This window comes from Stenotrophomonas sp. ZAC14D2_NAIMI4_7 (assembly GCF_003086675.1).
In the GTDB taxonomy this organism is placed as follows: Bacteria; Pseudomonadota; Gammaproteobacteria; order Xanthomonadales; family Xanthomonadaceae; genus Stenotrophomonas.
Genome location: NZ_CP025995.1, coordinates 1,205,999 through 1,224,233, shown reverse-complemented (window position 1 = coordinate 1,224,233; position 18,235 = coordinate 1,205,999). Strand labels below are relative to the sequence as shown.

15 protein-coding genes are annotated in these 18,235 nt (G+C 67.2%); 6 read left to right on the top strand and 9 right to left on the bottom strand.

All coding sequences use genetic code 11. The annotated features are described in order from the left end of the window. The first annotated feature begins 22 nt into the window (after positions 1-22). Genes C1922_RS05680 through C1922_RS05665 form a run of 4 tightly spaced genes read left to right on the top strand, consistent with a single transcriptional unit; the run spans position 23 to position 3,578 of the window. Complete coding sequence (locus C1922_RS05680; RefSeq protein WP_108748873.1) at positions 23-1,240, top strand: nucleoside permease; 1,218 nt, start codon at positions 23-25, stop codon at positions 1,238-1,240. A 12-nt stretch (positions 1,241-1,252) separates the two neighbouring features. Further along, positions 1,253-2,377 carry a Gfo/Idh/MocA family oxidoreductase gene (locus C1922_RS05675; protein ID WP_108748872.1) on the top strand — a complete coding sequence of 375 codons (1,125 nt, stop codon included), beginning with the start codon at positions 1,253-1,255 and terminating at the stop codon, positions 2,375-2,377. A gap of 19 nt (positions 2,378-2,396) precedes the next feature. Next, entirely contained in the window at positions 2,397-3,263 is an 867-nt protein-coding gene (locus tag C1922_RS05670) for a sugar phosphate isomerase/epimerase (RefSeq protein WP_108748871.1), read from the top strand. Between the two features lie 18 nt (positions 3,264-3,281). After that, entirely contained in the window at positions 3,282-3,578 is a 297-nt protein-coding gene (locus C1922_RS05665) for a cytochrome c (RefSeq protein WP_108748870.1), read from the top strand. 9 nt (positions 3,579-3,587) lie between these two features. Here the strand turns inward: C1922_RS05665 and C1922_RS05660 are convergent, their stop codons facing one another. The 5 genes from C1922_RS05660 to ssb all read right to left on the bottom strand — a co-directional run bounded on the left by C1922_RS05660 (position 3,588) and on the right by ssb (position 8,332). Beyond that, positions 3,588-4,337 carry a DUF1080 domain-containing protein gene (locus C1922_RS05660; RefSeq protein WP_199912230.1) on the bottom strand — a complete coding sequence of 250 codons (750 nt, stop codon included), beginning with the start codon at positions 4,335-4,337 and terminating at the stop codon, positions 3,588-3,590. Next, positions 4,337-4,912 carry a gluconate 2-dehydrogenase subunit 3 family protein gene (locus C1922_RS05655; protein WP_108748868.1) on the bottom strand — a complete coding sequence of 192 codons (576 nt, stop codon included), beginning with the start codon at positions 4,910-4,912 and terminating at the stop codon, positions 4,337-4,339. The genes C1922_RS05660 and C1922_RS05655 overlap by 1 nt, the downstream gene beginning before the upstream one ends. Beyond that, entirely contained in the window at positions 4,912-6,597 is a 1,686-nt protein-coding gene (locus C1922_RS05650) for a GMC family oxidoreductase (protein ID WP_108748867.1), read from the bottom strand. Before C1922_RS05650 ends, C1922_RS05655 begins: the two co-directional genes overlap by 1 nt. Positions 6,598-6,624: 27 nt before the next feature. Continuing rightward, complete coding sequence (locus C1922_RS05645) at positions 6,625-7,527, bottom strand: TIM barrel protein (protein WP_108748866.1); 903 nt, start codon at positions 7,525-7,527, stop codon at positions 6,625-6,627. Between the two features lie 202 nt (positions 7,528-7,729). Next, entirely contained in the window at positions 7,730-8,332 is a 603-nt protein-coding gene (gene ssb / locus C1922_RS05640; protein ID WP_108748865.1) for a single-stranded DNA-binding protein, read from the bottom strand. A 408-nt stretch (positions 8,333-8,740) separates the two neighbouring features. Between ssb and C1922_RS05635 the strand changes: the two genes are divergently transcribed. After that, positions 8,741-9,772: a LacI family DNA-binding transcriptional regulator gene (locus C1922_RS05635; RefSeq protein ID WP_108748864.1), complete on the top strand. Its 1,032-nt coding sequence runs from the start codon at positions 8,741-8,743 to the stop codon at positions 9,770-9,772. A gap of 55 nt (positions 9,773-9,827) precedes the next feature. Here C1922_RS05635 and C1922_RS05630 read toward each other — a convergent pair whose 3' ends face one another. From C1922_RS05630 to C1922_RS05615, 4 genes are all read right to left on the bottom strand, one after another. After that, positions 9,828-10,214, bottom strand: coding sequence for an SseB family protein (locus tag C1922_RS05630; protein ID WP_108751493.1), 387 nt, complete (start codon positions 10,212-10,214; stop codon positions 9,828-9,830). 188 nt (positions 10,215-10,402) lie between these two features. Next, the gene (locus tag C1922_RS05625; RefSeq protein ID WP_108748863.1) at positions 10,403-12,118 is read right to left on the bottom strand and encodes an alpha-amylase family glycosyl hydrolase; all 1,716 of its coding nucleotides are present in this window, start codon (positions 12,116-12,118) and stop codon (positions 10,403-10,405) included. Continuing rightward, complete coding sequence (locus C1922_RS05620; protein WP_108748862.1) at positions 12,118-13,605, bottom strand: MFS transporter; 1,488 nt, start codon at positions 13,603-13,605, stop codon at positions 12,118-12,120. The genes C1922_RS05625 and C1922_RS05620 overlap by 1 nt, the downstream gene beginning before the upstream one ends. Beyond that, positions 13,602-15,794 carry a Six-hairpin glycosidase-like protein gene (locus C1922_RS05615; protein ID WP_108748861.1) on the bottom strand — a complete coding sequence of 731 codons (2,193 nt, stop codon included), beginning with the start codon at positions 15,792-15,794 and terminating at the stop codon, positions 13,602-13,604. Before C1922_RS05615 ends, C1922_RS05620 begins: the two co-directional genes overlap by 4 nt. Before the next feature lie 235 nt (positions 15,795-16,029). Between C1922_RS05615 and C1922_RS05610 the strand changes: the two genes are divergently transcribed. Then, on the top strand, positions 16,030-18,084 hold the full coding sequence (locus tag C1922_RS05610) for a glycoside hydrolase family 97 protein (protein WP_108748860.1): 2,055 nt from the start codon (positions 16,030-16,032) through the stop codon (positions 18,082-18,084). Positions 18,085-18,235: the final 151 nt, after the last annotated feature.

The following is an 18,235-nucleotide window of genomic DNA, read 5'->3' as shown; positions in this document are numbered from 1 at the left end:
CACCGCCCCGGGAGGGCAAGCCATGACGCACGCCATGTCGCGCTTGGGCGCGATGATGTTTCTGCAGTTCTTCATCTGGGGAGCGTGGTTCGTGACCCTCGGCACCTACCTGGTACAGGGGCCGCTGCAGGCCAGCGCCAGCCAGGTGGCCACGGCCTTCCTCAGCCAGTCCATCGGCGCGATCGTCGCTCCCTTCCTGGTCGGCCTGATCGCCGATCGCTACTTCGCCGCGCAGCGCATCCTGGCGGTACTGCACCTTGCCGGCGCGGTGCTGATGTGGCTGGCCTCCACCGCGACCAGCTTCAGCATGTTCTCCGCCTGCGTGATGGGCTACATGCTGCTGTTCATGCCGACGCTGGCGCTGGCCAACAGCGTGGCGATGCGGCACATGCAGTCGCCCGAGAAACAGTTCCCGCTGGTGCGGGTGGCCGGCAGCATCGGCTGGATCATCGCCGGCGTGCTGATCGGTTGGCTGGGCTGGGAACAGGCGCACCGGCTTGAACTCACCTTCCGGATGGCGGCGATCGCGTCGCTGCTGCTGGGCCTGTATGCCTTCACCCTGCCGCACACGCCGCCACTGGCGAAGCAGCGCGACGCCGGGCTCGGGCAGATCCTGGGCCTGGACTCGCTGCGCCTGCTGAAATCACGCGCCTACCTGGTGTTCTTCCTGGCCTCCATCGCCATCTGCATCCCGCTGTCGTTCTACTACAACTTCACCAACCCGTACCTCAACGATCTGGGCGTGCGCGGCGCGGCCGGGCTGCAGTCGCTGGGCCAGGTGTCCGAAGTGCTGCTGATGCTGGCGATGCCGTTCCTGTTCGTGCGGCTGGGGGTGAAGACCATGCTGGCGGTCGGCATGGCCGCGTGGGTGGTGCGCTATGCGCTGTTCGCCTTCGGCGATGCCGGTGGCGGCTTCTCGCTGCTGGTGATCGGCATCGTGCTGCACGGCATCTGCTACGACTTCTTCTTCGTCACCGGGCAGATCTACACCGATGCACATGCCGGCCCGGCCGCGCGCAGCAGCGCGCAGGGCTTCATCACCCTGGCCACCTACGGCGTGGGCATGCTGATCGGCACCTTCCTGTCCGGCGCGGTGGTGGAGCACTACACCACGGCCGCAGGGCCGGACTGGCAGCAGATCTGGCTGTTCCCGGCAGGCGTTGCACTGGTGGTGCTGATCGCCTTCCTGCTGCTGTTCCGCGACCGCCCCGCCGCCGCGGCGGCGCCCACCACGCACTGAGGACCGCCGTCGATGCCCAAGCTTGGAATCGCCATCGTTGGCACGGGGATGATCGCCGCGGTGCACCGCCGTGCCGCCCTGCTCGCCGGTGCCCAAGTACGCGGCGTGGCCGCGTCTTCACCGCAGCGTGCGCAGGAAGTAGCGCAGGCGTGGAATGTGACGCGCGCTTACCGCGATATCGACGAGGTCGTCGCCGATCCGCAGGTGCAGGTGGTGCATGTGTGCACGCCCAACCACCTGCACCGGCCGATGGCGCAGGCCGCGCTGGAAGCCGGCAAGCACGTGATCTGCGAAAAACCGCTGGCCACGACCCTCGACGATGCGCAGGCGCTGGCATCGCTGGCCGCGTCCAGCGGCCTGGTCGCCACGGTGCCCTTCGTCTACCGCTACCACCCGGTGGTCCGCGAGGCCCGCGCACGCATCGCGGCCGGCGACCTCGGGCCCCTGCACCTCATCCACGGCAGCTACCTGCAGGATTGGCTGCTGGACCCGGCCAGCAACAACTGGCGCGTCGATCCGGCACTGGGTGGTACCTCGCGCGTGTTCGCCGACATCGGCTCGCACTGGTGCGACCTGGTGGAATGGGTCAGCGGCGAGCGCTTCACCGAGGTCAGCGCGGCCTTCGCCACGGTGATCGCCGAGCGCAGCGCCGAGGGCGCACAGAGCTTCAGCACACCCGCCGCGGGCGGTGCCACGCAGGCGGTGTCCAGCGAGGACGTGGCCATGGCGATGTTCCGCACCGGCGCAGGCACACTGGCATCGCTGACCGTCAGCCAGGTCTCGGCGGGGCGGCACAACCGCCTCTGGTTCGAGATCGACGGTGCCAAGGCCAGCGTGGCCTTCAACCAGGAAGATCCCGAGCGGCTGTGGATCGGCCGGCCCGACCAGCGCGAGGAGACCTTCGTGCGCGGCCCAGGCGCCGGCAGCGCCGAGCAGCGCCGGCTGTCGGCCTTGCCGCCCGGCCATGCGCAGGGCTACGCCCAGTGCTTCGAGGCGTTCGTCGCCGACACCTATCGCGCCATTGATGGCGAGCGGCCGCAAGGCCTGCCCACCTTCGAAGACGGCCTGCGCTCGGCGCGGATCGTCGACCGCGTCATCGCATCGGCCAGGTCGCGCGCCTGGGCCACCCTTGAATGAATCCCCGGAGGATGTACGGATGAAGGCTCCAACACGCAGGATCGCCACCGCCGCACTGCTGCTGCTCGCCACCCTGCCCGTCTTCGCTGCGGAAACCGGCGGCGCACAGAAACCCATAGCGGTGCAGATGTACACGCTGCGCAACGCCGGCACGCTCGACCAGCAGTTGAAGATCGTCCACGACGCAGGCGTGCATGCGGTGGAGACGGTCGGCACGCAGGACGTCAGCGCGGCTGAGCTCAAGCAGCTGCTCGACAAGTACGGGATCAAGGCGATCTCCTCGCACACGGCGCTGGCCGACCTGCGCAATGACCTCGACAACGTGGTGGCCTTCAACCGTGCCATCGGTAACACCACGCTGGTGGTGCCCTACCTGGACAGCAAGGACCGCCCGAGCGATGCCGCAGGCTGGACCGCGCTGGGCCAGGAACTGGGGCGCATCGCCAAACAGGTGCAGGCCCAGGGCATGCGCCTGGCCTACCACAACCATGATTTCGAGCTGGTCGACTTCGATGGCCGCACCGCGCTGGAGCTGCTGTTCGAAGCGGCCGGCCCGGACCTGCAGACCGAGCTGGACCTGGCCTGGGTGGCCCGCTCCGGCCACGACCCGGTGGTGATGCTGGGCAAGTTCAGCGGCCGCCTGTTCGCGGTGCATGCCAAGGACAACGCGCCCAAGGGCCAGGCCGAAGACGAAGGCGGATTCGCCGCCGTCGGCCAGGGCGTGCTCGACTGGAACGCGATCCTGCCGGCTGCCGCCAGTGCGGGCGTGACGTGGTACATCGTCGAGCACGACCAGCCGCGTGACCCGGCCAAGGTGCTCCAGACCGGCGCCGACTACCTGCGTGAACACCTGACCGTCAGCCTGCCCGCCCGCGCTTCGCGCTAGCCCGCCAAGGAGCTTCGTTTGAAAACTGTCCTGACCCTGGCCCTGACCCTGTGCACGGCGACCGCTGCACTCCCCGCCTGGTGCAAGGAAGATCCCGCTGCCGGTGCCAAGCTGTACGCGACCAACTGCGTGGCCTGCCACGGCGCGGACCGTGCGGGCATGCCCGGCGCGTTCCCTGCGCTGACCGACATCGGCAAGCGGCTGCCGCCTGCCCAGATCAAGGAAAAGATCAGCAAGGGCGGCGGGCTGATGCCGCCCTTCCCGCAGCTGTCCGCGCAGGAGATCGATGACATCGCCAGCTTCCTGGCGAAGTAGGCGCGGGCGTTACAGCTCGCGCACCCAGATGTTGCGGTAGCTGACCCTGGAGGCGTGCTCCTGCAGGTACAGCGGCGCGCAGCCATGTGGCGAGTACGACGGTGCACCGATGTATTCGGTCAGGCCCGCAAGCACGGTGTCGTTTTGCACCAGCACGCCGTTATACAGCACGGTAATGCGCGCCGGCGAGGTCAGCCCACCACCGGCGGAGAACCGCGGCGCCTTCCAGATGATGTCGTAGGCCTGCCACTGGCCGGGCGCACGCGAGGCATTCACCAGCGGCATGGCCTGCTTGTAGATCGAGCCGGCCTGGCCATTGGCGTAGGTCGGGTTGTCGTGGCTGTCGAGTACCTGCAGTTCGTAGCGCTCCTGCAGGAAGATGCCACTGTTTCCGCGGTCCTGCCCATCGAAACCCTTTGTTTCGGTGGGCGTGCGCCACTCGACGTGCAGCTGCATGTCGCAGAAACGCTGCCGGGTGCGGATGCCCTTGCTGCCCGGCACCACGGTCATCGCACCGTCGGCCACTGTCCACGGCACGCGGCCGCCCTGCTCGGCCTCCCAGGCGGACACATCCTTGCCATCGAACAACACGATCGCATCGGACGGCGCCGCGCCAACTGGGGTTGCGACGGCAGGCACCACTGCCCATACCTCTGTCTTCGCCGGATCACGCTCCGCAGCTGCCTGCGCGAACGCCGGCACCGCCGCCAGCACGCCCGCGGCCATCAAGAAAGGTCTGATCATCCTGTCGTACTCCATCAGCTGGTGGCCCAGGCCGGCGTGCCTGGCGCGTAGGCCATGTCGCCGTCGTAGCGTCCGGGCACGGCGACGTACTTCAGCACTTCGGTCGCGCCCTGTTTCGAGGTGAAGAAGCCGAAGATGGCCAACTGCTTGATCATGGTGAACGGATGCGGCATCGCCTTCGGGGTTTCCCCGGTGCCGGTCTCGCTCACCTCCACCGCACACTTGCGGGCCTCGGCATCCAGCGCGCGCAGCAGTCCGGTGCGCGCCTCGGGCGCAAGGGCCACGAAGCTTCCGCCGGCGCGTTTGTCGATGTCGGCCAGGCCCGCACGGAACGTCGCCTGCTGCCGGGCGGTGTAGCAGTCGGTCACGAACCGGGCCATGAAGGCGCCGGTTGCCGCGTCCTTCGCGCCCGGTGTCTGCGTGCGTGGCAGGATGGTCTCGGCGATCTCATCGAGCGTGGCGATCTCGGCGTCGGTGAAGGGCACGCCCGCCGCGGCCGCTGGCAGCTTGCCGCTGGCCAGCGCAGGCAGGCCGACCATGGCCGCGCCGGTAGCGGCGACAATCATCTTCAACAGTTCACGACGGTCCATCACAGGTTCCCCGCTTTCAGTTCGCGCACGGCATGGTCGGCGGCCCGCGCGGTCAGCGCCATGTAGGTCAGCGACGGGTTCACGCAGGCACTGGAGGTCATGCACGCGCCGTCGGTGACATAGACGTTCGGCGCATCCCAGACCTGGTTGTTGGCATTGAGGACCGAGCTCTTCCGATCACGGCCCATGCGCGCGGTGCCCATTTCGTGGATGCCCTTGCCGGGCGCATAGTCGTTGTCGTGCATTTCCACGTCCTTGACACCGGCGGCTTCCAGCATCTCCGCCGCATCGGCCGCCATGTCCTTGCGCATCGCCTTCTCGTTCTCGCGCATGGCCACATCCATGGCCAGCACCGGCAGCCCCCACTTGTCCTTGCGTTCGTGGTCCAGGCGGATGGTGTTGTCGTGGTGCGGCAGCATTTCGCCGAAGCCGGTCATGCCGATCCGCCAGTCACCCGGCAGGCTCAGCGCTTCCTTCAGGTCTGCACCGATATTCAGCTCGGCAATCTCGCGCGACCAGCCGTTGCGGCTGGCACCGCCCTGGTAGCCGAAGCCGCGCAGGTAGCCACGCTTGTCCGATGCCACGTTGCGGAAGCGCGGAATGTAGAACCCGCAGGGACGCCGGCCGAAGTAGTACTTGTCGTCGTAGCCTTCCACGCGCCCCGATGCGCCCGCGCCGAAGTGATGGTCCATCACGTTGTGCCCCAGCTCGCCGGACGAGGACCCCAGGCCCCCTTCCCAGACATCGGTCGCCGAGTTCATCAGCAGCCAGGTCGAATTGAACGAGGACGCGTTGAGGAAGATGACCTTGGCCGTGTACTCGTAGGTCTGGCCGGTCTCGGCGTCCAGGACCTGTACGCCACGCGCACGCTTGCGGTCCTTGTCGTAGAGCACTTCCTTGACGATCGAGAACGGACGCAATGTCAGATTGCCGGTCTTCATCGCCGCCGGCAGCGTCGCTGCCTGGGTGGAAAAGTAGGCGCCGAACGGGCAGCCGAGAATGCACTTGTTGCGGTACTGGCAGTTGACCCGGCCCTGCTCGGGCATCGGCTTTGTGATGTTGGCGGTGCGCGAATGGATCATGTGGCGCGTGCCGCCGAAGGCTTTCTGGATGCGCGCGGCCACGTCTTTTTCGACAATGTTCAGCGGGATCGGCGGCAGGAACTCGCCATCAGGCAGCACATCCAGCCCTTCGCGCGTGCCGGCGATGCCAGCGAACTTTTCCACGTGGTCGTACCACGGCGCGATGTCGGCATAGCGGATCGGCCAGTCGGTGGCGATGCCGTCCTTGAGGTTGGCCTCGAAATCCAGATCAGAGAAGCGGTAGCTCTGCCGCCCCCACATCAGCGAGCGCCCACCCACGTGGTAGCCGCGGAACCAGTCAAAGCGCTTCGTTTCAATGTAGGGCGAGTCCTGTTCGTCGGCCCACATGCCTTCCAGGTTCTCGGCCAGCGCGTAGTCACGCATCAGCACCGGGAAGGCCGCCTTCATCGCCTGGGTCGGTCGGTTGCGATGCGGGAAGTCCCACGGTTCCTTCATCGCATTGACGTAGTCCTTCACGTGCTCGATGTTGCGCCCGCGCTCCAGCATCAGGACCTTGAGACCTTTTTCGGTCAGTTCCTTCGCCGCCCAACCGCCACTGATTCCCGAGCCAACAACGATGGCGTCGTAATGATTATCTGCCATGGGTCTATCACCTGGGTGGATATCGTTTCAGACGTCGCAGAGACGGATCGCCTCGCGCAATGAGCCAACGGGATCGGGCGCTGCAGGCATGAATTCCTGCGCCAGATACCCATCAAAACCGGTGTCGCGGATCGCGCGACAGATGGCCGGATAGTTCAGTTCCTGCTGGTCGCCGATCTCGTGCCGGCCAGGCACGCCTGCGGTGTGGTAGTGCTTGAAGTACGCATGGTCCCGACCGATGGTGGCGATGATGTCGCCCTCCATGATCTGCATGTGGTAGATGTCGTAGAGCAGGCCGAAGTTGTCCGAGCCGAGCCGCTTGCACAGCTCCATGCCCCAGGCCGAGTGGTCGCACAGATAGTCGCGATGGTCCACGCGGGAGTTCAGCAGCTCCATGACCAGTACGACGCCGCGTTTCTCGGCGTGGCCGAGGATGCGCTTGAGGCCGGCTTCGGCGTTGGCCATGCCCTGCTGCGGATCCATGCCGTTGCGGTTGCCGGAGAAGCAGATGAGGTTGCGATAGCCGGCGTCGGCGACCCGGTCGATGTGCCGGGTGTAGCGCGCCACCAGTTCATCGTGGAACTCGCTGCCGGCGAAACCCTTGGTGAGGCCCAGCTCGGCGCCGTTGCACATCGAGCTGTCCACGCCATGGGCCTTCAAGGTGGGCCAGTCCTCCGGGCCGACCAGGTCGATGGCGGCAAAGCCTAGACCCTTCACTGTCTGGCAGAGCTGGGCGACCGACAACTGCGGAAAGGTCCAGCGAGCAACAGAGTGCTTCAGCCGGCCGTTGAGGGGGCCAGCATCGGCGAGGACTGGCAACGCGCCTGCAGCGGCAACACCCAGTCCCACACCCCCGGCAAGTGCGACACGCAATGCGTCCCGGCGTGTGAACCCCGGCGCCGGTGCCGGTCCGCTTGAATGAATGGCCATCCACTTCCCGGCCTCCCAACCGGTAGCAAACGCAAACGATTCACCGCAATGCAATCGATTGCACCATACGGGAGGAAGTATTTTTTTTGCAAGACGCGGTGCACGAAAACGCATGCTGCGGGGCACCAGTGCGATGACATCGTGGAAAAAGAAAAGCCCCGCATGAGCGGGGCTTTCTTATCTTCCGCAGACGAGCGTTCGATCAGAACGGAATATCGTCGTCAGCGAAGTCGTCCATCGGCGGTGCCTGCTGCGGCTGCGGGCGCTGGTTGCCACCCTGGTTGCCATAGCCGCCACCCTGGTTGCCGCCCTGGTTGCCGTAGCCACCACCCTGGTTGCCACCGCCCTGGTTGCCGTAACCACCGCCCTGGCCGCCACGCTGGCCGCCGCCACCGCCGCCGTACTCCTGGCGCGGGGCCTGCTGGCGCTGCGGACGGTCGCCACCGTAGTTGCCACCACCGCCGCCTTCACCGCGGCCGCCCAGCATCTGCATTTCGTCGGCGATGATGTCGGTGGAGTACTTCTCCACGCCATCCTGGCCAGTGTACTTGTCGTAGCGCAGGCTGCCTTCGACGTAGACCGAGCTGCCCTTGCGCAGGTATTCGCCGGCGATTTCGCCGAGCTTGCCGAAGAACACCACGCGGTGCCATTCGGTGCGCTCCTGCTGGTTGCCGTCCTTGTCCTTGCGGACGCTGGTGGTGGCCAGGCTGATGCGGGTGATCGCCATGCCGCCCTGGGTGTACTTCACGTCCGGGTCGTTGCCGAGATTGCCGACCAGGATGACTTTGTTGATGCCGCGCGCCATAGGTACCTTCGTCCGTTGTCCAAGGGCAGGCCGCCAGTGATAGCACGCCGTGACCGGGCATGCCGTGGCCGGGGCCACCCTTGGTGAAATTTGGGGGATGCAAGAACGGTACATCTTAACATCGCCACCGGCCAGCGCCTGCCCTGCGACGACCGGCGCGGCCGGGCGGAACCCGGGAAAATCGTTGCAGGGCAATGATTTGCGGCTGAAGAACCGGGGCTCTACGGGCCGCCGTGACCCGCCCGGCGCGCGTTCGGGCCGGTTCGATGCAGACAGTGGCGCAGCACGCGACCTGCGCCACGGCCATGGCAGATGCGGCACGGTCATGAGCGGGCCAACGCCTGTCTCGGCCGGGCCCACCGCATGGCATCATGCGTCCTGCACCGCCCGTTCTTCCCCACCCGGACAATGACGATCAAAGGCAAAGCCACTTCCCTGGACATCGCCCACCTGGCCGGGGTATCCCAGCCCACGGTGTCGCGCGCCCTGCGTGGCAGCCCGATGGTGAATGCGGAAACCCGCGAGCGCATCCTGCGCATCGCCCGCGAGCTGAATTACAAGGTCGACAAGAACGCCTCCAGCCTGCGCCTGCGCAATGCCGGCACCCTGGCCCTGCTGTTCTTCGAAGACCCGACCAACGACGATTCGCTGATCAACCCGTTCTTCCATTCCATGCTGGGCTCGATCACCCGCGCCTGCGCCCTGCACGGGCAGGACCTGCTGGTGTCCTTCCAGCAGCTGTCCACCGACTGGCAGGCCGACTACGAAGACAGCAACAAGGCCGACGGCATCATCCTGCTCGGCTACGGCGACTACCACCAGTCGCGCGACCGCCTGCAGCGGCTGGTGGAACAGGGCACGCATTTCGTGCGCTGGGGCGCCGCCCTGCCCGGCCAGCCCGGGGTATCGATCGGCAGCGACAACTTCCAGGGCGGGCATGACATCACCGCCCATCTGCTGGACCAGGGCTGCCGCCGCATCGCCTTCCTCGGCCACGCGTCCAGCCATTACCCCGAATTCGAGGAGCGCTATCGCGGCCACGTGGCAGCGCTGCACGCGCGCGGGCTGCGTGCCGAACCGGCCCTGCAGCACGATGCGATCACTACCGAAGCATCCGGCTACGAGGCTTGCCTGCAGCTGCTGGGCAGCGGCGGCCCGATCGATGCCATCTGCGCGGCCAGCGACCTGATCGCCATTGGCGCGCTGCGTGCGCTGCGCGAACGCGGCCTGCGCGTGCCGCAGGACGTGGCGGTGACCGGCTTCGACGATATTCCGCTGGCAGCCTCGGTATCGCCGCCGCTGACCACCGTGCAGCAGGACACCAAGCAGGCCGGCCAGCTGCTGGTGGAAAAACTGCTGGCGCTGATCAACGGCCAACCGGTCGATGGCCTGAGCATTCCGGTGAAGCTGGTCGCGCGCGAGTCCTCGCTGCACCGGTAACCGGTAGAAGCAAAGCCAGAGCAGTCGAGCAAGCTCGACGCTACGAAGCCATGCGTCAACCTTGGGCGAAGTCCTTCAGGATCTCGCCCACGCCGCTCGGGGACACCTCGAAGCCCAGCGAGGTGCCGGGGTTGATCACCACACCGTAGCCCCCCGGTACGCGGCGCAGTACGTCCAGCATCCGCCAGCGGATCTGGTGCGGCGCCTGCTGGTTGTAGATGCCCACCCGCGCAGGATCGGTGAACACCGCCACGTGCAGGGTACCCTGCTTGTCGAACAGCAGCGGGTCGAAGCCGCTGCCGTCGGGGGTCACCAGGCTGCCAGTCAGCAGCACCACTTCGGAAGCAACGAACGCCTGCATGAAGGCGCGGATCGGCACGGCGCCGTCCATGGCCGCCTTCAGCAGGGTTTCGATCGGGGTCTGCGGGGCAAGGTCGGTCATGACGGTACGGCAGGCAATCAGGGGGGCCATTGTAGAGTCGAGCTTGCTCGACTGCTCGAAGAGCGTGCCAACCAAGGTTGGCACCTACCAGAGCGGGCGTGCCAACCAAGGTTGGCACCTACCGGAGCCGGCGTGCCAACCAGGGTTGGCACCTGCCAGGTAGCGCCGGGCCATGCCCGGCGGCACCCTCAACGTCCCAGTCGCTGGTCCCGCGCCTGCTGGTCGGCCATGGCCTTGTCCAGTTCGGCCTGCAGCGCTGGCTGCTTCACCTGCGCATCCAGCACATACACCTTCACCCCGTGCGCGGGCACGTTGGTCTGCAGGCGGCCCTTCACCTTCACTTCGCCGCCGCCCAGCGCGTCGCGCCAGGTGCCGGACTGCAGGTAGCGATCCACTTCGAAGCTGCGCGCGGCTTCGCCCTTGTTCAGCAGCACCAGCGCGGTCTGCGCCACGTCACCGTGTTGCAGCACGCGGAAGAACACCGCCTCGTCGCCCTGCAGGCGCTCGTTCACCTGCAGGCCGCGCTGCAGGGCCGGGGTCGCCTCGCGCAGCTTGGCGATGCGCTGCAGCGGCGCGAAGATCGGGCTCTGCGGCGCGGCATCCACGCGTGCCTGGCCGAAGTAGGCGCGGTTGCCGGCATGTTCGGCACGACCGCGCATGAAGCCGGTTTCCGAACCGTAATAGACCACCGGAATGCCGCGTGCGGTGAACAGCCAGTTGTGCGCGTCGATGAAGCCATCGTCGCTGGCCTGCAGGCGCGGCATGTCGTGGTTGTCGTAGAAGCTCATCAGCTCGTACGGGTTGGCATACGGTCCACCGCTCAGGTGCAGCGGTTCGGCCAGCGTTTCAAAGCCTTTGCCGGCGGTGCCGAAGGTCTGCTCCATCGCGCCGCGCAGCGGGAAATCGAGCACGCTGACGTTGGCGTTGGCCGGCCAGGTATGTTCGGCGATGCTGGCCGCGTTGTAGTCGAAGGCCTCGCCGAACATGAACATGCCCGGGTGCTGCGCACGGATACGGCTGACGAATTCATGCCACCACGGGTGCGGCAGCCAGCCGATGGTGTCGATGCGCAGCGCATCCACGCCCTGCGCGGTCCACTGCAGGTAGGCCCCCACCAGATAGTCCATCACCGTCGGGTTGTCCTGGTTGAAGTCGGACAGCTCGGCCAGGTTGCCGTCGAAGATCGAGCCGTTCTTGCTGTCGACCGGGCCGATGTTGTTGTAGAAGGCGTGCAGCGGGTTGTGCTGCGGGTCCAGCTTCTGCGGCGGCAGGTTCTGGTGGTCGGCAATCAGCTTGCCGTCCTTGTCGAAGATCTGGCCGAACTGCGCCTGTCGCTTGGGCATGGTCCACGCCGGCGAACCATGGTTGCCGACGATGTCCAGCACCACCTTCAGGCCGGCAGCGTGCAGGCCCTTGTTGAGGCCGGCGAAATCCAGATCCTTGCTGGGCAGGTGCTCATCGAGCTTGTAGAAATTGATGCCCCAGTAGCCGTGGTAGCCGGTCTTGCCGCGGTCGGTCAGCGTGCTGGTGCAGCTGATGGCCTTGCTGCCGGTGAAGGCTTCGTCGGGGTTGTCGACGATGGGGGTGATCCACACCGCGCCGAAGCCCAGGTTGCGGATGTACTGCGTGTTGTCCAGCACGCCGCGGAAGTCACCGCCCAGGTAGCCGATGTTGCCGTCCACCTTGTCCGGGCACGGCACCGGAATATCGAAGGTGCGGTGCCTGCCCCCCTGGTCGCGATGGTCGTTGGACGGATCGCCATTGACGAAGCGGTCGGTCACCACGAAGTACACCGCATCGCTGGCGAACGGTTCGGTGGTGCCGACATACGCCGGGCGCGGCGCGGCCACGGCCTGGCCGGCAAACAGGGCTACACAGACAGCAACAGGCAACACAGCACGCATCACACCACCTCCGAACGCGACGGAACCCGCAGCACGCACACACCGGCCAGCAGCAGGCTGCAGCCGCCCAGCACCAGCACGTGCATCGGCTGGCCACCCAGCCATGCGCGCAGGGCGAAGCCCAGCGCACTGGCCGCGACCAACTGCGGGATCACAATGAAGAAATTGAAGATGCCCATGTACACGCCCATCTTCCTGGCCGGCACGCTGTCAGACAGCAAGGCATACGGCAGCGAGAGGATCGACGCCCAGGCAAAACCCACGCCCACCATCGACAGCAGCAGCCAGTGCGGATCGCGGATGAACATCAGCGAGATCAGACCGGCGCCGCCCAGCCACAGGTTCACCAGGTGGCTCCAGCGCAGGCCCACGGCGCGCACCATCAACGGGATGACCAGCGCGGCCAGCGCGGCAAAGCCGTTGTACGCGCCAAACAGCACGCCCACCCAGTTGGCACCTTCGTTGTAGGCGGCCGACTGCGGATCGGTGGAACCAAAATGGGTGCCGGCCACCGCGGCCGTGGTGTAGATCCACATGGCAAACAACGCAAACCACGAGAAGAACTGCACCCAGGCCAAGCGCCGCATGGTGATGGGCATCGCCCGCAGATCGTCGACGATTGCTGCCAGCATGTGGGTGCCCGGCAGCGAGCGGGCCACCGCCAGCAGCAGGCCGTAGCCCGCGCACAGGCCGGCCAGCACGTACAGCATCTTGTCGCCCTGGCGCCAGGCGATCAGCACCGCCAGCAGCAGGCCCACGCCCAGCCACAGCGCCACCTGCGACCACGGCGCGGGGCCGTTCACTGCGGCCGCGGCGTGGTGTGCCGGTGGTTCGGCGTCATCGAAACCGGCCAGCTCGGTGGGCGAATACTCCCGCGTGCTGACCACGGTCCAGGTGATCGCCGCCAACAGCACCACGGCACCGAAGTAGAACGCATAGCGCACCGTATCGGGCACTTCGCCGGCGGCCGCCGTGTTGGCCACACCGAAGTGGGCCAGGATGAACGGCAGGAAGCTGGCCACGATTGCGCCCACGCCGATGAAGAAGCTCTGCATGGCGTAGCCGGTGGGCCGCTGGCGCGGCGCCAACTGATCGCCCACGAACGCGCGGAACGGTTCCATCGATACGTTGATGGAGGCATCGAGCACCCACAGCGTGCCTGCCGCGATCCACAGCGTGGGCGAATTGGGCATCACCAGCAGCGCCAGCGTGGTCAGCACCGCGCCGATCATGAAGAACGGCCGGCGTCGCCCCCAGCGCGTCCACGTGCGGTCGGACAGGTAGCCGATCACCGGCTGCACCAGCAGACCGGTCAGCGGCGCGGCGATCCACAGCCCCGGCACCGACTCCATGTCCGCACCCAGCGTTTCGAAGATGCGGCTGGCATTGGCATTCTGCAGGGCGAAACCAAACTGGATGCCAAGGAAGCCGAAGCACATGTTCCAGATCTGCCAGAACGACAACTGGGGCTTGGCAGGACGGCTCATCGACTGCCCTCGACTGCGGCCACCGGCGCCACCTTCAGCGCCTGCACCTGGGCCTGGTTGAGCACGCCATCGCGCCCGCCCTTGCCGCCGGTGTAGTGCGCGAAGTGCTGCAGCGCGCTCATGTTGAAGCCCTCTTCCAGCTTCACCGTGCAACGTCCCTTGGGCACGCTGAACGTGGCGGCGGTGGAATCCTGCGCGGCCACGCTGTGCGGCAGCGTCACCGTCAGGCGCTGCGCGGGCTGGCCGGCGCACTGCACGGCCAGCTGCTTCACCGCAGCCGTCACCCCGGTGTTGATCGGGCCATTGGGGTTGTTGTACTGCAGGCGCAACCGCACAGGCCCGGCCTTGGCCGCAGTGAACTGCCACTGGCGCGCGCCGCGCAGCACCTGCTGCGGGCCCACGCACAGCATCGGGCTGTGCAGCGATTCCAGCGCACCGTCGCGCCGGGTCAGGCTCAGGCAGTGCTGCAGGCCGTCATCGCCCAGGCGTGCCACGCCCTTGCTGATCGCCGTCACCGCGCGGCCGTCCTGCCACAGCACCTGCCCTTCGGCCACCGGCACGGTCCAGCCCTTGCCGCTGCGCCGCGCCTGCGGTGCGGCCGGGGTTGCCGGCGCGCGCGCATTGGCATCGGCGGTGCTGGCGGGCAACGCGCGCGGCGGCGCGGCCACCAGCTGCACCGTGGTGGTGGTGCCGCGCGTCTTCACCTTGCCGGCCACCAGCAGGCCATCACCCACCTGCTTGGGCCGCTCCAGCACGTAGCGCTTGCCGTTGGCGTCCAGGGTGATGCGGCGCTGCTTGCCGAACAGTTCGGGCACCAGCGCCGCCGGCAGCTTGGGCTGCACGCGGCCATCGTCCTGCACGCCGAACACGCCTTCGGTGACCATGGCCAGATAACCGGCCACCGACCACAGCTGGCGCTCGGAATTGACCACCGGGCCACTGAGCGCGCCTTCGTCCACGTGCACGGCCTGGGTGACCAGTTCGTAGTTTTCCATGTTGGAACCGGCCAGCGCCGCGCCCTGCATCAGCGAGCGGATCTCGGCGGCGATGCGCGGGGCATCGTCCAGCTTGCGCGCGGCGCGCAGCGAATAGGCGCTGACGAACGGCCAGATGGCGCGGTTGTGGTAGATCGGCTGCTGCGCTTCCTGCGGCCACACCACCGGGCTGCCGGCCGGCCCCATCGGGTAGGCGGCCAGCGCACGCTGCGCGCGTTCGGCGGGCAGCACCTCGGCCAGGATGCCCAGCGACAGGCCCAGCAGGTCGACCTTGGCGTAGGGCACCGGGTGCGCCGCTTCGCCGATGTAGCTCATGTACTGGCCCATATCCTCGCGCCAGAAGCGTGCATCGATCTGCAGCGCCAGCGCATCGGCCCAGGCCTTGTACTGCTCGGCGCGCTCATCGCCCAGCTGCGCAGCCATCTGCTGGCCCAGGCGGAGGGCCTGGTAGTGCAGCACGTTGGTGGACAGCGCGTAGGAATCGCCGATGAAGCGCACGTTTTCGCGCGTCCAGTCCGGGTAGGTCTGCTCGCGCCAATCCAGGAACGAGGTCTCGCCGCGGTACAGGCCCATCTGCGCGTCGAACACCATCGCCCGGTCCTGCGCCAACGTGCCCTGCAGCGCCTGCCAGACCTGGTCGGCGAAGGCCGCATCATCCAGCAGGTGGCGCGCGGCCAGGAACCACACCACGCGGTCGCTGCTGATCGGCCAGCTACCGCCCGAGCCGGTGTCCTGGGCCACGAACAGGCCGGGCGTATGGCCATCGCGCGCCGGCGACAGCTTGAACTGCAGCGACTGCCGGGTGCGCTGCGGGTCCAGCTTCGCCAGCGCCAGATCAGCGGCGAAGCTGAGATCGCGGGTCCACACATAGGGCCAGCGCGCGCCGGTCTGGAAGCACTCGCAGGGCACCGGGCGGCCTTCATCGAAGGCCGGATCGCGGATCGCATCCACGCGGTCCTGGTCCATTTCCTGCTGGGCCAGGGCGAACAGCGCATCGAACATCACGCTGGCGGTCTGGCTGCGCATGGGCGCGGCAGCAATCTGCACGTCACCCTTGGGCGCATGCAGCACGAAGCTGCCCTTGGCAGCGGCTTCGGCACGCGCGTGGCGGCCGTTGAATTCCAGGTCGGCCGCGTGCGCGGTCGTACCCAGCGCTGCCCCCAGGGCAGCTGTCAGGCAAATGATCTTCAGCATCGAAGCGGCAGACCGGCTTGCGCCCGTCGACCTCCCTCCCTCTCTGCACCGTTGTGGGTCCGCGCCACCGGAACCGGTGCGCGGGCGCGGCCCCTCCCTCAAGGTGCCTTGCCCCATGGTAGACGCGGCGCCATGGCCTGCGTCCAGTTGCATACGTATTCATGGCTACCGCGTGAAGACTGGGCGCCGTGCTGGCTTATGGTCCGGGTCTGCCAAAGGCGCCTTGGGAGGGGAAATGCCGGCTTTTTCTGTTGCAGTCCGCGCGATGTTCGCGCCGGTGTTCGGCATGGCCCTGCTGGGTCTGGCGGTGGTGGCCCAGGCCGCGCCGCAGGTCACCCGGGTGGAATCGCCGGGCAAGGTGCTGGCGGTCAGCCTGGTGCTCGATGGCGGTACCGCGCGCTACCGGGTGGAACGCCTGGGCGCGCCCGTGGTGGACGATTCCAAGCTGGGCTTCGTGCTGCGCGATGGCCGCCTGGATCGTGATTTCGTCCAGCTGGGCGAACAGCGGCGCAGCGTGGACGAGACCTGGGAACAGCCCTGGGGCGAGCGCCGGGTCACCCGCAACCACTTCAACGAACTGACCGTGCAGCTGGCCGAGACCACCGGCAGCAAGCGCCGCCTGGACGTGGTGTTCCGCGTGTACGACGACGGGCTGGGTTTCCGCTACGTGTTCCCCGAGCAACCCAACCTGCGCGAGGCGATCATCGATGACGAGCTGACCGAGTTCGCCATCGCGGCCGACTCCACCGCCTGGTGGATTCCGGCCGGCGAACCGATCCACTACGAATACCTGTACCAGCGCACGCCGCTGCGCGAAGTACCGCTGGTGCATACGCCGATGACCCTGCGCAGCCACGACGGCCTGCACGTGGCCATCCACGAGGCCGCGCTGGTGGACTACGCCGGCATGTGGCTGCGCCGCACCGAGGGCCAGCGCCTGCGCGCGCAGCTTTCGCCGTCGGCGGAAGGCTGGAAAGTGCGCCGCGCCCTGCCCTTCGCCACGCCGTGGCGCACCCTGCAGATCGCCGACCGTGCCGGTGGCCTGGTCGAGTCGGACCTGATCCTCAACCTCAACGAGCCCAATGCGCTGGGCGACGTGACCTGGGTGAAGCCGGCCAAGTACCTGGGCGTGTGGTGGTCGATGCACCTGGACAACGAAAGCTGGGCGACCGGCCCGAAGCATGCGGCCACCACGGCCAAAACCAAGAAGGTGATCGACTTCGCCGCCGCGCACGGCTTCCGCGGCGTGCTGGTGGAAGGCTGGAATCCCGGCTGGGACGGCATGTGGGTGGGCAACGGCTACGACTTCGATTTCACCCGCGCCACGCCCGATTTCGATATCGAAGCACTGTCCGCCTACGGCCTGAAAAAGGGCGTGCACCTGATCGGCCACCATGAAACCGGCTGCGCCATCGAGCATTACGAGGACCAGCTGGGCGCCGCGCTGGACCTGTATGCGCGGTTGGGCATTGACCAGTTCAAGACCGGCTACGTCTGCGATGACGGCCAGATCGACCGCCGCAATCCGGCCGGCGGCCCGCTGTGGCGCGAGTGGCACGACGGCCAGTTCATGGCCCGCCATCATCTGAAGGTGGTGCAGGAAGCCGCACAGCGGCACCTGTCGGTGAACCCGCACGAGCCGATCAAGGACACCGGCCTGCGCCGCACCTACCCGAACTGGATCTCGCGCGAAGGCGCCCGCGGCATGGAATACAACGCCTGGGGCCAGCCGCCGAACCCGCCCGAACACGAGGTCAACCTGGTGTTCACCCGCATGCTGGCCGGGCCGTTCGACTACACGCCCGGCATCCTCAGCCTGAAGGGCCGCCACGGCCAGGCCATTCCCAGCACGCTGGCCCGCCAGCTGGCGCTGTACGTGGTGCTGTACAGCCCGATCCAGATGGCCGCCGATCTGCCCGAGCACTATCTGCAGCACCGCGAGGCGTTCCGCTTCATCGAGGACGTGGCGGTGGACTGGGAACAGAGCCGCGTGCTCGATGGCGAAGTGGGCGACTACGTGACGATCGTGCGCCGCGACCGCAACAGCCGTGACTGGTTCCTGGGCAGCATCACCGATGAACACGGCCGCGTGCTGCCGGTGTCGCTGGGCTTCCTGGAGCCGGGCGTGCGCTACCGCGCCGAGATCTACCGCGATGGCGAAGGCGCGGATTTCCGCAGCAACCCGTTCGCGTTCAAGCGCGAGACCCGTGAAGTCACCAGCGCCGATGCCCTGACCCTGGTGCTGGCACCGGGCGGTGGCCAGGCAATTCGTTTCACGCCGATCCACTGAACCACCGTTCCTGCGCACGCCGGGCGCGTCCCGGCGCTGCCGGGAGGGGACCATGGAATCGTTTACAACGCTGCAAACGCCATTGAATACGTATGCAGGGTGATTCCGCCGAACAACGCGCTGCCTACCATAGCGGCGACGACAGCGGCCA

Bases quoted from the DNA above. Each gene is read 5' to 3' on its own strand.
- C1922_RS05680 (WP_108748873.1), top strand. From the start codon at position 23: ATGACGCACGCCATGTCGCGCTTGGGCGCGATGATGTTTCTGCAGTTC.
- C1922_RS05675 (WP_108748872.1), top strand. From the start codon at position 1,253: ATGCCCAAGCTTGGAATCGCCATCGTTGGCACGGGGATGATCGCCGCG.
- C1922_RS05670 (WP_108748871.1), top strand. From the start codon at position 2,397: ATGAAGGCTCCAACACGCAGGATCGCCACCGCCGCACTGCTGCTGCTC.
- C1922_RS05660 (WP_199912230.1), bottom strand. From the start codon at position 4,337: ATGGAGTACGACAGGATGATCAGACCTTTCTTGATGGCCGCGGGCGTG.
- C1922_RS05655 (WP_108748868.1), bottom strand. From the start codon at position 4,912: ATGGACCGTCGTGAACTGTTGAAGATGATTGTCGCCGCTACCGGCGCG.
- C1922_RS05650 (WP_108748867.1), bottom strand. From the start codon at position 6,597: ATGGCAGATAATCATTACGACGCCATCGTTGTTGGCTCGGGAATCAGT.
- C1922_RS05645 (WP_108748866.1), bottom strand. From the start codon at position 7,527: ATGGCCATTCATTCAAGCGGACCGGCACCGGCGCCGGGGTTCACACGC.
- ssb (WP_108748865.1), bottom strand. From the start codon at position 8,332: ATGGCGCGCGGCATCAACAAAGTCATCCTGGTCGGCAATCTCGGCAAC.
- C1922_RS05635 (WP_108748864.1), top strand. From the start codon at position 8,741: ATGACGATCAAAGGCAAAGCCACTTCCCTGGACATCGCCCACCTGGCC.
- C1922_RS05630 (WP_108751493.1), bottom strand. From the start codon at position 10,214: ATGACCGACCTTGCCCCGCAGACCCCGATCGAAACCCTGCTGAAGGCG.
- C1922_RS05625 (WP_108748863.1), bottom strand. From the start codon at position 12,118: ATGCGTGCTGTGTTGCCTGTTGCTGTCTGTGTAGCCCTGTTTGCCGGC.
- C1922_RS05620 (WP_108748862.1), bottom strand. From the start codon at position 13,605: ATGAGCCGTCCTGCCAAGCCCCAGTTGTCGTTCTGGCAGATCTGGAAC.
- C1922_RS05615 (WP_108748861.1), bottom strand. From the start codon at position 15,794: ATGCTGAAGATCATTTGCCTGACAGCTGCCCTGGGGGCAGCGCTGGGT.
- C1922_RS05610 (WP_108748860.1), top strand. From the start codon at position 16,030: ATGCCGGCTTTTTCTGTTGCAGTCCGCGCGATGTTCGCGCCGGTGTTC.